General features: G+C 66.1%; 15 protein-coding genes. 8 read left to right on the top strand and 7 right to left on the bottom strand.

What is annotated here, in order from left to right:
• Positions 1-186 precede the first annotated feature (186 nt).
• The gene (locus AB4Z27_RS01540; protein ID WP_441592088.1) at positions 187-483 is read right to left on the bottom strand and encodes a BrnA antitoxin family protein; all 297 of its coding nucleotides are present in this window, start codon (positions 481-483) and stop codon (positions 187-189) included.
• The gene (locus tag AB4Z27_RS01535) at positions 452-787 is read right to left on the bottom strand and encodes a BrnT family toxin (protein ID WP_441643821.1); all 336 of its coding nucleotides are present in this window, start codon (positions 785-787) and stop codon (positions 452-454) included. Before AB4Z27_RS01535 ends, AB4Z27_RS01540 begins: the two co-directional genes overlap by 32 nt.
• Before the next feature lie 247 nt (positions 788-1,034).
• On the opposite strand from AB4Z27_RS01535, the gene AB4Z27_RS01530 reads away from it, so the two are divergent.
• A complete protein-coding gene (locus AB4Z27_RS01530) occupies positions 1,035-1,505 on the top strand; it encodes a pilin (protein WP_441592092.1) in 471 nt (156 codons plus the stop codon).
• Between the two features lie 57 nt (positions 1,506-1,562).
• On the opposite strand, the gene AB4Z27_RS01525 is transcribed toward AB4Z27_RS01530, so the two are convergent.
• The gene (locus AB4Z27_RS01525; protein WP_441643820.1) at positions 1,563-2,387 is read right to left on the bottom strand and encodes an inositol monophosphatase family protein; all 825 of its coding nucleotides are present in this window, start codon (positions 2,385-2,387) and stop codon (positions 1,563-1,565) included.
• Between the two features lie 215 nt (positions 2,388-2,602).
• Here AB4Z27_RS01525 and AB4Z27_RS01520 point away from each other — a divergent pair, with 215 nt between their 5' ends.
• Complete coding sequence (locus AB4Z27_RS01520; protein ID WP_441643819.1) at positions 2,603-3,526, top strand: RNA methyltransferase; 924 nt, start codon at positions 2,603-2,605, stop codon at positions 3,524-3,526.
• Positions 3,527-3,776: 250 nt separating this feature from the next.
• Entirely contained in the window at positions 3,777-4,520 is a 744-nt protein-coding gene (gene cysE, locus AB4Z27_RS01515; protein ID WP_092292677.1) for a serine O-acetyltransferase, read from the top strand.
• Between the two features lie 34 nt (positions 4,521-4,554).
• On the opposite strand, the gene AB4Z27_RS01510 is transcribed toward cysE, so the two are convergent.
• The 4 genes from AB4Z27_RS01510 to AB4Z27_RS01495 all read right to left on the bottom strand — a co-directional run bounded on the left by AB4Z27_RS01510 (position 4,555) and on the right by AB4Z27_RS01495 (position 7,330).
• Positions 4,555-5,358 carry a UDP-2,3-diacylglucosamine diphosphatase gene (locus tag AB4Z27_RS01510; protein WP_441592095.1) on the bottom strand — a complete coding sequence of 268 codons (804 nt, stop codon included), beginning with the start codon at positions 5,356-5,358 and terminating at the stop codon, positions 4,555-4,557.
• A 70-nt stretch (positions 5,359-5,428) separates the two neighbouring features.
• The gene (locus tag AB4Z27_RS01505; RefSeq protein ID WP_092292681.1) at positions 5,429-5,929 is read right to left on the bottom strand and encodes a peptidylprolyl isomerase; all 501 of its coding nucleotides are present in this window, start codon (positions 5,927-5,929) and stop codon (positions 5,429-5,431) included.
• A 39-nt stretch (positions 5,930-5,968) separates the two neighbouring features.
• Entirely contained in the window at positions 5,969-6,571 is a 603-nt protein-coding gene (locus AB4Z27_RS01500; protein WP_092292683.1) for a peptidylprolyl isomerase, read from the bottom strand.
• 96 nt (positions 6,572-6,667) lie between these two features.
• Complete coding sequence (locus tag AB4Z27_RS01495) at positions 6,668-7,330, bottom strand: tetratricopeptide repeat protein (RefSeq protein WP_441592099.1); 663 nt, start codon at positions 7,328-7,330, stop codon at positions 6,668-6,670.
• Positions 7,331-7,508: 178 nt separating this feature from the next.
• Between AB4Z27_RS01495 and cysS the strand changes: the two genes are divergently transcribed.
• The 5 genes from cysS (at position 7,509) to AB4Z27_RS01470 (ending at position 13,557) form a co-directional block, all read left to right on the top strand.
• Positions 7,509-8,897, top strand: a complete 1,389-nt coding sequence (gene cysS / locus AB4Z27_RS01490; protein WP_092292686.1) for a cysteine--tRNA ligase — start codon at positions 7,509-7,511, stop codon at positions 8,895-8,897.
• The gene (locus AB4Z27_RS01485) at positions 8,894-9,673 is read left to right on the top strand and encodes a DNA-3-methyladenine glycosylase family protein (RefSeq protein WP_092292688.1); all 780 of its coding nucleotides are present in this window, start codon (positions 8,894-8,896) and stop codon (positions 9,671-9,673) included. The genes cysS and AB4Z27_RS01485 overlap by 4 nt, the downstream gene beginning before the upstream one ends.
• Positions 9,674-9,808: 135 nt before the next feature.
• Entirely contained in the window at positions 9,809-10,780 is a 972-nt protein-coding gene (locus AB4Z27_RS01480) for an acetyl-CoA carboxylase carboxyltransferase subunit alpha (RefSeq protein WP_441592101.1), read from the top strand.
• Entirely contained in the window at positions 10,746-12,203 is a 1,458-nt protein-coding gene (gene tilS, locus AB4Z27_RS01475) for a tRNA lysidine(34) synthetase TilS (protein WP_441643818.1), read from the top strand. The genes AB4Z27_RS01480 and tilS overlap by 35 nt, the downstream gene beginning before the upstream one ends.
• 103 nt (positions 12,204-12,306) lie before the next feature.
• Complete coding sequence (locus AB4Z27_RS01470; RefSeq protein ID WP_092292692.1) at positions 12,307-13,557, top strand: aspartate kinase; 1,251 nt, start codon at positions 12,307-12,309, stop codon at positions 13,555-13,557.
• The last annotated feature ends 46 nt before the right edge of the window (positions 13,558-13,603 follow it).

Here is a 13,603-nt window from a genome sequence, read left to right as displayed (position 1 = left end):
GACATGCATTCCTCTCGGGCGGCCACGGCGGGCCGCCGGTATATCGATTGCCGTCAGGCGGATTGCCTCCGCCACGGCACAAAGCGGCATTTTACTGCCTGCCCGTGCCCGCACCTTGAGGCAAATTCTGAAAATGCGTGAGAAATGTTCTCAGCGCTGGCCTTCTTGTCGGAAATCACGCCGCGCTCAGCGCGGCAGCATCCGGTGCGTGTGTGCATAGGCACGCAGGATCTCGTTGATGCGCGTCTGCCAGCCGTCGCCGGTGGCCTTGAACGCCTCCACCACGTCGCGGTCCGCGCGCATGTTCAGCGTGACCTTGCGGGCCTCCGGCGGCAGGGCGGGGCGCCCGCGGCGCGGGGCCGGGCGCATTTGCTCGAGCTGCGCGTCGGTCAGCGGCGGGTTGTCGGGGGCGCTGAGTGCGCCGCGCGTGATCGCGGCGTCCTCGGCATCGTCAGGAATGTGGATCGTTTGCTTTGTCGACATAGTTCAAGACCTCTCGGCGGTTTGCCTTGCGCAGGCTGATCACCCGCATCACATTGCCGCGCATCGTGTAGACCATCACGTAGATCCGTTGACCAATCGGACCCACCGCAATCGTGCGGGCCTCGTTGTAGTCGTAGGGGGTGTCGATGACGACCTGCGCGGCGTCCAGATCGAGCATGACTGCCACCTCCAGCGACACGCCATGCTTGAAGCGGTTGACGAGACTCTTGGCGGCATCGAACTCGATGAAGACGGAATTAGTGTATGGACAACAAAGAAGCGGGTCAAGATATTTTTTGCCCATGCATAAAATATGAGAGTTCTCTGGTGCAACCCATCGTAGGGGCCGGGCAGCCCAAGGTCTTTGGGAGGATTCTGAAAAAGTCGGCGCACCTGACGAGAATTGTCAGGCGGCGGATATGTCACGCGGCAAACTGTCACCCACGCCGGTTCGGCGGCGGAATTGCGCCAAATCCTGTCACTTTTGGGGGTTTTTGCGGCTGGCACGTAGTTTGGATAGGAGTAGGCGGTCAACCTGCCGGAATCGCCCGATGCCAAACATCCCAACAGACAACCCCCGACTGCCCCAGCGGCTGCGCCGGGGATTTACGCTGATCGAAATGATGATCGTCGTGGCCGTCATCGGCATCCTTGCCGCGCTGGCGATTCCGGCCTATCAGCAATACATCATCAAGACGCAGATCTCACGCGGGTTCTGGGAGGCCGCGAACTACAAGACGGCCGTGGAGGAGCGCATTCACAACGGCGTGTTCGCGTTCCCGGACCCGGTGGGCACGCTTGGCTACGTGCGCTCGACGCTGACGGCGACGGCCGATACCTTCGCGTTCAATGCCGATGGCTCGGGCGCGATCGTCGTGCTGCTCGATGGCGAGGTGCATCCCCTGGTGCGCGGTGCACGGATCACGGTTGGCAGGCTCACGAACGGCGGATGGACCTGTGCCGTGCGCGGCGATGGCCTCACGTCGATGGTGTTGCCGAGCGGTTGCACGCTCGAGAGTTAACGAAAAACAGGCGCCCGGAGGCGCCTGTTGTAGCGTGCAGCGAGCCGCGTGGGTCGCTTAGATCGCGGTGGACGGCTTGGCGTTGTCCAACGAGAAGGGCGACAGCAGACGCACCATCTGCGCGAACGCCTTCGGGTTGCCGGCCAGCACTTCGCCCTGTTCCATTTGGCGCGATTCGCCCGCGTAGTTGCCCACCAGGCCACCAGCCTCGGTGATCAGCAGCATGCCGGCGGCCATGTCCCACGGCTTCAGGCCGCGTTCGAAGAAGCCGTCCAGGCGGCCGCAGGCCACGTAGGCCAGGTCCAGCGCGGCGGCGCCCGGGCGACGCAGGCCGGCGCAGCTACGCGTCATCAGCGCGAACATTTCGAGGTATTCGTCCACGCCTTCCAGGTCGCGGAACGGGAAGCCGGTGCCGATCAGGCAGTCGGCCAGCTTGTCACGGCGGGTCACGCGGATGCGGCGGTTGTTCAGGAACGCGCCGGCGCCCTTGCTGGCGGTGAACAGTTCATCGCGCGTGGGGTCGTAGACCACGGCCTGCACGGGCACGCCCTTGTGCAACTGGCCGATGGAGACCGCGTACTGCGGAAAACCGTGGATGAAGTTGGTGGTGCCGTCCAGCGGGTCGATGACCCACGTGTATTCGGCTTCCGGATCGCCGTCGACCCAGGACTGGCCGGACTCTTCCGCTAGAATGGCGTGCTCGGGATAGGCGGTGCGGATGATCTCGATGATCGCGGCTTCGGCGCTGCGATCGACCTCGGTCACGAAATCGTTGTGTTGCTTGCGCGAAACGCGCACGAGATCGACGTCCATGGACGCGCGGTTGATGATGGAACCCGCCTTGCGGGCCGCCTTGACGGCGATATTGAGCATCGGATGCATGAATCTCTCCAGGCGGCGGGGCAGGGGCGCGCACCGGCACGCCAGGCCTCGCGGCGGCGCGTGCGGGGGGCCCAATAACCGGCCGAACAACACAACGAATTGTAGAAGAACGAGGCACGCCGCCCGGACAACCGGCGCCGCACCCACAAATTTGAAGGCTGCATTGTATAGGAAGCCGGCCCACCGCACGAGCCCGGCTACCTGAACTCCACTGAATGAACAAAGACTCCGCTTCGGAAACCCAAAAGACCCTGCCAGACGGATCGACGCCTGTAAGTGATGCGTTGTCCATTTTTCACCGTGTGCGCGTGGTGCTCATCGAAACCAGCCACCCCGGCAATGTCGGATCGGTCGCGCGGGCGATGAAGACCATGGGCTTTGGCGCGGGGGCCGGCAGCCTTGTGCTGGTGAATCCGCGCGAGCCGGACGTGCGCCATCACCCCGATGCCGTGGCGATGGCCAGCGGCGCTGGCGATGTGCTTGTTGATGCACAAATCGTCCCGGATATCGAATCCGCGTTGGCTGGCGCGGCCTATACCGTGGCGATGACCGCCCGCCAACGCGAGTTCGGCCCGCCGCGCCTGCTGCCGCGCGATGCCGCAGCGCGCGGGTATGAAGTGCTGGCAGCAGCACCCGATGCCGTGATCGCCTTCGTGTTCGGCAACGAGCGCTACGGCCTGCCCAACGACGCGGTGGAGCGCTGCGCCGCCGTGACCCACATTCCGGCGAATCCGGCGTATGCCTCGCTGAACCTCGCCCAGGCGGTGCAGTTGATCACCTATGAGATGCGTCTGGCGCTGTTGGCCGCGCCCGAGGCGCGCCGGGACGCCTCGCGTGATATCGGCTATGCTGGGGAGCCCGCCACGGCCGAGCAGATCGAATCGATGTTCGGTCACCTCCAGGCGGGCCTGGCGGCCATCGGCTTTCTCGATCCGACCAACCCGCGCAAGCTGATGTCGCGTCTGCGGCGCCTGTTCGCGCGGGCCGGGCTGGAGCGCGAGGAGGTCAATATCCTGCGCGGCATTGCCAAGCGGATGATGATCGCGGCGGGCGACCCATCGGACAAGATCGAAACCTCCAAAACGTCCCAACCGTCCAAGACGTCCGATAAGCCCGGCGAGACTGACAAGGAACCGTAAGACTGTGACGACTATCGCGGCAGTGTTGATCCCTGCATCTCTGGCACCCACGCCGGCACGATGTTGAACCCGGGCCCCGCGCAAAGTCCCTGACGACGTCGGGGGCGGCGCCCATGGCCGGGCGGCAGGCTCACAAATCTCTTACACTCCCTGCTCGCGCGCCTGGACGTCCCCCGAGTCCTGTCCCTTGATACTAAAAAAAGCGCTCCGGCCAAACACGGCGCCGGCGACCGCTCACGACACGATAAAGATGTTCACTCGCCTGAAGGAAGATATCGACACGATCATGCTGCGCGATCCCGCCGCGCGCAGCCGTCTGGAAGTGCTGACCTGCTATCCCGGGCTGCACGCCGTGATATTCCACCGCGTGGCCAACGTGTGCTGGCGCGGTGGCCTGCACTGGCTGGGCCGATGGATTTCGCACTGGTCGCGCTTTCTCACCGGCATCGAGATCCATCCGGCGGTCAAGCTGGGCCGGCGCGTGTTCATCGATCACGGCATGGGCGTGGTGATTGGCGAGACCGCCGAGATCGGCGACGACTGCACGATTTACCAGGGCGTGACGCTGGGCGGCACCTCGCTATACAAGGGCCAGAAGCGGCATCCGACGCTGGGCGCGGGCGTGGTGGTCAGCGCCGGGGCCAAGGTGCTGGGCGGCTTCGTTGTGGGTGATGGCGCCCGCGTGGGCTCGAACGCCGTGGTGCTGAAGCCGGTGCCGCCTGGCGCCACGGCCGTGGGCATTCCCGCGCGCATCATCATGCCTGACGCGCCAGCGGCGCAGCAGGGCGCCAAGCAGGAGTTCTCGGCCTACGGCATCACGCCGAACGCGGACGACCCGGTCTCGCTGGCGCTCAAGAGCCTGATCGACAACGCCGCCAAGCAGCATGATCGCATCGAGGCCGTGCTGGCCGCGCTCGACCGTCTTGGCGAGCATCTCGAAAACACACCGAACGACCGCTTCGACGCGAGCGAACTGCGCAAGATGATGAAGTAGGCAACGGATCGCTGCCTCGGTCGACCTAGTCGACCTAGTCGAGTTGGGGCAGCACCGTGAAGCCATCCGCGCCAAGCCGCAGCACGGCCGCGCGCGGATGGCGGCCATCGAGATCCCAGTCGGTCAGCACCCAGCGCACGGTCTCGCCGTGGGCATGGCGCGCGGGCCGGTGGGTATGGCCGTGGATGAGCGTGGCGGCGCCATGGACGTCCAGCAGCGCGGCGACGGCGGCGGGCGTGGCATCGCCGTAGGTGGGTGGGGTGGCGGCCGGATTGGCCAGTTGCCGCGCGCGGCCTGCCTCGCTGTCCGCGCGCAGCCGTTGCGCCACGGCCATGCGTGCCGAGAGCGGCAACGCCAGGAACAGCCGCTGCACCCAGCGCTTGCGCGTCCAGTGGCGGAAGCGCATGTAGCGGACGTCATCGGTACAGAGCATGTCGCCGTGACTCAGGACCACGCGCTGGCCGGCACACTCAATCAGCGTGGGATCGGGCAGCAGCGTGGCGCCGGCAGCCGCCGCGAAGTGCGCGCCGATCAGGAAATCGCGGTTGCCGTGCATCAGGTACACCGACACGCCGGCATCGGCCAGGCGCCGTAGCGACGCAGCCACATCGGCGGCGAACGGCGAGGCCGTTTCTTCGTCGCCGACCCAGAATTCAAAGAAATCGCCAAGGATAAACAGCGCGCGCGCGTCTTGCGCGGCGCGGTCCAGCACACGCCGGAACGCGGCCAGCGTGCGGGGCATGCCCGGCGTGAGATGGAGGTCGGAAATGAACCACGCCGGCGCCGGCACCTGCAAGGGCAGGGGCGCGGACGCCGGCGGGCGGGGCGTGGCGGTCATGCGCGTCGAGGGTTCGGGATCATGCCGCCAGCGGAGAGCATTAATTGCAACAGGATTGGTGCAAAGACACTTATTCGACCACAACGGCCTTTTCGATCACCACGTCATCCACCGGTACGTCCTGGTGGAAGCCCGAGCTGCCCGTGCGCACGGCCTTGATCTGGTCGACCACTTCGGTGCCTTCCACGATCTTGCCGAACACGGCGTAGCCGAAGCCTTGCGGCGTGGGCGAGCTGAAGTTCAGGAAGTCGTTGTCCACCACGTTGATGAAGAACTGGGCCGTGGCCGAATGCGGCGCGTTGGTGCGGGCCATCGCCACGGTGTACTTGTCGTTCTTCAGGCCGTTGCCGGCTTCGTTCTCGATCGCGGCGTCGGTGTCCTTCTGCTTCATGCCGGGTTCGAAACCGCCGCCCTGGATCATGAAGTTCTTGATCACGCGGTGGAAAACCGTGTTGTCGTAGTGGCCCTTGCGCACGTACGACAGGAAGTTTTCGACCGATTTCGGTGCCTTTTCGGCGTCGAGTTCGATGGTGATGACACCCTGGTTGGTGTGCAGTTGTACCTTGGACATGGCGTTACCTCTGTTCTATGGCGGTTGGTGTTCGGGGTGTTACTTGACGACAGTGGCCGATTCGATCACGACCGGCGCAGCCGGCACGTTGCGCATGGCGCCGTAGGCCGTGGTGGGCATCGACTTGATCTTGTCGATCGTGTCCATGCCTTCCACCACCTTGCCGAAGACGGCGTAGCCGTTGCCATCGGGCTGCGGGTAGTCGAGGTTCGGATTATCCACCACATTGACGAAGAACTGCGCGGTGGCCGAGTTCGGATTGGACGTGCGGGCCATGGCCACGGTGCCGGCCTTGTTCTTCAGGCCGTTCTGCGCTTCGAGCGGAATCGGCGCGCGCGTTGGCTTCTCCTTCATGTCGCGGTCGAAGCCGCCGCCCTGGACCATGAAGCCATTGATCACGCGGTGGAAGATCGTGCCGCCGTAGAAGCCGCTTTTCACGTACTCCATGAAATTGGAGACGGTCTTGGGCGCGGCTTCCGGGTACACCTCGATGGTGAACTTGCCGGCGTTCGTGACGAACTGCACGCGCTCGGTCTTGGGCGCGGCGGCGGCCGGGCTGGCGCCCTGGGCCATCGCGGCCAGTGGAGACAGGGCGGCGGCGGCCATCAGGCCAGCCAGGACGATGCGGCGGGAAACGGTCATGTTCTGGACTCCGTGATGCGGGATTGGGGGCTGGCGGCGCCTGGCAAACGTTCGGAAACGATCGCCGGCGCCCGCAAGCCTGCTAGGGGTGGATGATCAGCGTGCCGCCGGGGCACTGGCCGGCGCAGGCGCTGCCGCAGCCGGGCGTACCTGCTGCAGTGCAGCGGCGGCGCGGGTGTCCTTCGGATTGCGCTTCACGGCCTGGGCGTAGGCCTGTTCGGCCAGGCGCCGGTACACATCGCCCAGATTGCTATAGGCGATGGCATAGTCGGGGCGCGAATCCAGCGCGGCGAGCAGTTCGGCTTCGGCACGCTTCAGGTCGCCGCGCTTGGCGTAGAGCAGGGCGAGGTTGTTGTGCGGCTCGGGCAGCTCGGGGAAGTCCTGGGCCATTTCCGAGAAGGCCTTGATGGCGTCGTCCTCGCGCCCGGCCTGGGCCAGCGACCAGGCACGCTGGAAGCGCGCCTGCGCGTTGCGCGGGTTGGCGGCCAGCACGCGGTCGAAGCCCTCTACGGCGTCGTCGTAGCGCTTGTCCTTCACGGCTTTTTCCGCCGGAACCATGCCGGGGTCCGCCGAGCGGGGGCCAGTACCGGGTGCCGGCGGCGCCTCCAGATACCGCGGGCCCTGCGCGAACGCCGGGGCGGCGAGCAGGGCGCCGGCCATGGCCAGTACGCCCGCCACGGCGCGGAAGGGGCTGGCACGGCGGCCGGCGGCAGGGGCGGGGCGGGAGGTCATGGTCGGGGTGGGCAGAAGCAGGCTCATGTAAGGGCGGTCCGTTATACTCCGCGGCATTCTAGCAAAGCGGCAGGACGTGCAGCACAGGCCGCAGGGCCTTCCGGTAAGATATGGGGCCCGCACGCCGTGGCCCGCATGCTTGTGCGCGTCCGCCGAACGGCGTCCCGCGGTGCCGGTGCGTCCTCCTTCACTCTTCGATCGCTTCATGCAGCAACTGAACATCTACAACACGCTCGCGCGTGAAAAGCAGCCTTTCGTGCCAATCGAACCGGGCAAGGTCCGCATGTATGTGTGCGGCATGACCGTGTACGACTATTGTCACGTCGGCCACGCGCGCGTGATGGTGGTGTTCGACATGGTGCACCGCTGGCTGCGCGCCGCCGGCTATGACGTGACGTACGTGCAGAACATCACGGACATCGACGACAAGATCATCCGCCGGGCGGCCGAGAATGGCGAGACAATTGGCCAGCTGACCACGCGCTTCATCCAGTACATGCACGAGGATGCCGCCGCGCTGGGCATCATCCGCCCCGATCACGAGCCCCGCGCCACCGACTTCGTGCCGCAGATGCTGAACCTGATCGAGAAGCTCGAGGCCAACGGCCTGGCCTACCAGGCGGCCGATGGCGATGTGAACTACTCGGTGCGCAAGTTCCAGGGCTACGGCAAGCTGTCCGGCAAGTCGCTGGAAGACCTGCGCGCCGGTGAGCGCGTGACCGCCAACGACGCCAAGCAGGACCCGCTCGACTTCGTGCTGTGGAAGTCCGCCAAGCCGACCGAGCCGCCCGAGACCAAATGGGACTCGAAGTGGGGCAGCGGCCGGCCGGGCTGGCATATCGAATGCTCGGCCATGAGCTGCACGCTGCTGGGCGAGCATTTCGACATCCACGGCGGCGGCGCCGACCTCCAGTTCCCGCACCACGAGAACGAAATCGCCCAGTCCGAGGGCGCGAGCGGCAAGCCGTTCGTCAATATGTGGATGCATAACGGCTTCGTGCGCGTGAACGACGAAAAGATGTCGAAGTCGCTCGGCAACTTCTTCACGATCCGCGAGGTGCTGAAGGCCTACGACCCGGAAGTCGTGCGCTTCTTCATCCTGCGCGCCCACTACCGCAGCCCGCTGAACTACAGCGACGCCCACCTGGACGACGCCCGCCACGCGCTGACGCGCCTGTACACGGCGCTCAAGGAAACGCAGCCCGGCGGCTGCGCGGTCGATTGGGAGGAGCCGCACGCCAAGCGCTTCGCCGAGGCGATGAACGACGACTTCAACACGCCGATCGCGATGGCGGTGCTGTTTGACCTCGCCAGCGAGGTCAATCGCTCCGGCTCGGCACAGATGGCGCGCCAGCTCAAGTCGCTGGCCGGCACGCTGGGCCTGCTCGAGCGCGATCCGCATACCTTCCTGCAGGGCGGCAAGGTGGCCGATGGCCCCACGGCCGAGCAGATCGAGGAGCGCATCGCTGCGCGCAAGGCCGCCAAGGCCGCGCGCAATTTCGCCGAGGCGGACGGCATTCGTGCCGAACTGCTCGCGGCCGGCGTGGTGCTCGAGGACAAGCCAGGCGGTGCCACCGAGTGGAGGCGTGCTTGAACGCTGCCGCGCGCAAGCCGAAGGTGGCCGGGAAGCCGGCTGCCAAGGTGCCCGGCAAGGTGGCGACCAAGTCGACCAAGGCGGCCGGCAAGGCCGCCAAGCCGGCATTGCCCGAAGCCAAGGCGGTGCCGCTGCCGGTGGAGACGGTCGTCGACGCAGTACGTCCCGCCTATTGGGACGAGGCCTGCGCCGACCTGATGAAGCGCGATCGCATCCTCAAGAAGATGATTCCGACGTATGGCCCCGCGCACCTGATCTCGCGCGGTGATCCATTCGTCACGTTGGCGCGCTCCGTCGTCGGCCAGCAGATCTCGGTGAAGGCCGCGCAGTCGGTCTGGGAGCGCCTGGTCACGATGTGTCCGAAGCTCACGCCGGCCCAGTTCCTGAAGTCCGGCGCCGAGCAGCTCGCTACCTGTGGCCTTTCTCGCCGCAAAGCCGAATACATCATCGATCTGGCTGAACATTTCAAGGCCGGGCGCGTCCATGTGAAAGAGTGGGCAGCGATGGACGACGAGGCGGTGATCGCCGAGTTGATCCAGATCCGCGGCATCGGCCGCTGGACGGCCGAGATGTTCCTGATGTTCAATCTGATGCGGCCGAACGTGCTGCCGCTCGATGATGTCGGATTGATCAACGCGATCTCCGCCAACTACTTTAGTGGCGAACCCGTCACCCGCAGCGAGGCGCGCGAGGTGGCGGCCAACTGGGAACCGTGGCGCACGGTGGCCACGTGGTACATGTGGCGCAGCCTCGACCCCCTACCGGTGACTTACTAGGAACCACGCAGTCCATCAACAGGCAGTGACGGCGTTGATTTTGCGCATAAGTGCTTGAAAATCAACATATCGGGCGGTCGAAACCGGTATTTTTTCCGGTAGAATGCGCCCCTTCACAGACAGGTCCGTGTTTCTATGAAAACCACCTTCCTGGATTTTGAACAGCCGATTGCCGAGCTCGAGGCAAAAATCGAAGAACTGCGCTTTGTGCAGGATGACTCGGCTGTAGATATTTCCGAAGAGATTTCGCGGCTGGCCGGCAAGAGCCAGCAGCTGACCAAAGACATTTACGCCAACCTGACCCCGTGGCAGGTTGCGCAGATCGCCCGCCATCCGCAGCGTCCGTACACGCTGGACTACGTGCGGGAGATCTTCACCGACTTCCATGAACTGCACGGCGACCGCGCTTTCGCGGACGACCTGTCCATCGTCGGCGGCCTGGCCCGCTTCAATGGCCAGGCGTGCATGGTGCTTGGCCACCAGAAGGGCCGTGACACGAAGGAGCGCGCGCTGCGCAACTTCGGCATGTCCAAGCCCGAGGGCTACCGCAAGGCCAAGCGCCTGATGGAGCTGGCGGACAAGTTCGGCCTGCCGATCTTCACCTTCGTCGATACGCCGGGCGCATTCCCGGGCATCGACGCCGAGGAGCGCGGCCAGTCGGAAGCCATCGGTCACAACCTGTTTGTGATGGCCGGCCTGAAGGTGCCCCTGATCGCCACGATCATCGGCGAAGGCGGCTCGGGCGGCGCGCTGGCGATTGCCGTGGGCGACGTGGTGCAGATGCTGCAATTCGCTACCTATGCGGTGATCTCGCCGGAAGGCTGCGCTTCCATCCTCTGGAAGACCGCCGAGAAGGCACCGGAAGCCGCCGAGGCACTGGGCCTGACCGCGCACCGCCTGAAGGCGCTGGGCCTGATCGACAAGATCGTGAGCGAGCCGCTGGGCGGCGCGCATCGCGATCCGAAGAACATGGCGACGATGCTCAAGCGCTCGCTGGCGGAATCGCTGCGCCAGTTCCAGGGCATGAGCGTCAAGGAACTGCAGACACGCCGGCACGAACGGCTGATGGCCTATGGCAAGTTCAAGGAAACCGGCGCCCAGGAATGACGGGCGCGCCGGTGTGGTGCCGTTGACCGCACCCCTGACCGACAAGGTCGCACGGGCTCTCCAGGCCGGTGCGGCCTTTGTTGTTTCTGGCGGCGCGGCGCCGGTCACGGTGGCCGTGGCGCTCTCGGGCGGGCGCGATTCGGTGGCCTTGCTCCATGCCACGCGCGCCGCGGTGGCCCAAGGCACGGCGCTGGCCTCGGCCGTGCGCGTGGTGGCGCTGCACGTCCATCACGGCCTGCTGGCGCCGGCCGACGACTGGGAGCACTTCTGCGCGACGCAGTGCCGCGAGGCGCAGGTGCCGCTGGTCACCGAGCGCGTGACCGTGCAGGCGCTGGCGGGCGAGGGCATCGAGGCCGCCGCGCGCCGGGCCCGCTACGCCGCGCTCGGGCGGATGTGCCGGGCGCACGGCGCCGCGCTGCTGCTGTTCGCCCATCATCGCGACGATCAGGTGGAAACGGTGCTGATGCGGCTGTTCCGCGGCGCTGGCGTGGCTGGTATGGCCGGCATGCCCGCGCGGCGGCCGCTGGACGCGCAGGGCGACGTGCAACTGCTACGGCCCTGGCTCGATGTCTCGCGCGACGAGATCGACGCCTATTGCGCCGCGCACGGGCTGTCGTGGATCGAAGATCCTTCAAATGCCGATACCCGCTTCGTCCGCAATGCCCTGCGCGCACAACTGCCGGCGCTGCGCGAGGCCTTCCCCGCGCTGGTCGAGAACGTGCTCCAGGCCGCCTCGCATTTCGGCCAGGCAGCGGCCATGCTCGACGGGCTCGCGGCCGGTGAGCTGGCCCGTCTCGTCTCGCCGGGGCGCGACGCGGACACCCTTGCTGAACTCGATCTGGCCGGCCTGCGTGCCTTGCCCTCCGGCCACGCCGACGCCGTGCTGCGCCACTGGCTGCGCGACCTCGGCGCGCAACCGCCTTCCACAGCGCGGTTGGCCGCGATGCGGGCACAACTGATCGAGCGTGACGGCGGCGAGCCCGCCATCGCGCATGACGGACTGGTGCTGCGGCGTTTCCGCGACAAGGCGCTGGCCTGCCACGCGGTGCCGGACGCCGCGCCGGCAGCGTTCGAATTCCTCTGGCACGGCGAGGAACGCATCGTGGTGCCGGCATGGCGGGGTGCATTGCGATTCACGCGCGACGACACCTTCGGCGTGCCGGAAGCGGTGCTGCACGGCCCGCTGCGGCTGGCGGCCCGGCGGGGCGGTGAACGGATCGTGCTGCGGCCCGGCGGCCCGGCGCGCGCGCTCAAGCAGGCCTACCAGGAGGCCGCCGTGCCGGCGTGGCGGCGCGCCTGGCTGCCGCTGCTGTGGAGCGGCGCCCAAGTCGTGCTGGCAGCCGGGCTCGGCATGCATCGCCGCTGGCCGGCCGATGCGCCCCATGCGCCACGCTGGCGCGTGGAGTGGGTGGAACTCGACTAGGCTCCCATCGGGAGCAGGGGCAGCGCCCCGCCACAGCCTTGCCTGACGGCCGGCGATCGTGTATTTTCAAGGGCTTTGCACAATCGCTGGCGTCGACAAGAAGATGGCTCTCATCGTTCACAAATACGGCGGCACTTCGATGGGTTCCACGGAACGCATCAAGAATGTCGCCAAGCGCGTGGCCAAGTGGCACCGCGCCGGTCACCGCGTTGTCGTGGTGCCTTCGGCCATGTCGGGTGAAACCAATCGCCTGCTGGGCCTTGCCAAGGAAATTTCCGCGCAGCCTGACCCGCGTGAACTGGACATGCTGGCCTCCACTGGCGAGCAGGCCAGTGTGGCCCTGCTGGCCATCGCGCTGCACGGCGAAGGCATCAACGCGGTCAGCTACACGGGCTGGCAGGTGCCGGTGAAGACCGATTCGGCCTACACCAAGGCGCGGATCGAGTCGATCGACGACGAGCGCATCCTGGGTGACCTGGACGCCGGCCGCGTGGTCGTGATCACGGGCTTCCAGGGCATCGACGACAGCGGCAACGTCACCACGCTGGGCCGTGGTGGCTCCGATACCTCGGCCGTGGCCATCGCCGCCGCCATCGAGGCTGACGAGTGCCTGATCTATACCGACGTGGACGGCGTGTACACGACCGATCCGCGTGTGGTCGAGGACGCCCGCCGCCTGGACCAGATCACCTTCGAGGAAATGCTGGAAATGGCCAGCCTGGGTTCGAAGGTGCTGCAGATCCGCTCGGTGGAGTTCGCCGGCAAGTACCGCGTGAAGACGCGCGTGCTCTCGTCGCTGACCGACCCCCTGATGCCGCTCGAGCAGGAAATGCACTCGGGCACGCTGATTACTTTTGAGGAAGAGTCTGACATGGAAGCAGCCGTCATCTCCGGCATCGCCTTTGCCCGTGACGAAGCCAAGATCACCGTCCTGGGCGTGCCGGACAAGCCGGGCATCGCCTACCAGATCCTGGGCCCGATCGCCGACGCCAATATCGACGTCGACATGATCATCCAGAACCAGTCCGTGGACGGCAAGACCGACTTCACGTTCACGGTGCCGCGCGGCGAGTACCAGCGCGCGCTGACCATCCTGACCGACAGCGTGAAGGGCCATATCGGCGCCGCCAGCGTGTCCGGCGACCCGAAGGTGTCGAAGGTGTCGGTAGTGGGCGTGGGCATGCGCTCGCACGTGGGCATCGCCAGCAAGATGTTCCGCACGCTGTCGGAAGAAGGCATCAACATCCAGATGATCTCCACCTCGGAAATCAAGATCTCGGTGCTGATCGACGAGAAGTACATGGAGCTGGCCGTGCGCGCGCTCCACAAGGTGTTCGAGCTGGATCAGGCGTGATCTGGTGAGTGTTGTGTCTGGCGGGGTAGGTGTCGCGTTTTTTGCG

Origin of the sequence: Cupriavidus sp. KB_39, from assembly GCF_052114485.1 — a bacterium.
Taxonomy (GTDB): domain Bacteria; phylum Pseudomonadota; class Gammaproteobacteria; order Burkholderiales; family Burkholderiaceae; genus Cupriavidus.
Note: the sequence above shows the minus strand (reverse complement) of the source record. Positions and strands in the feature narration are given on the sequence as shown.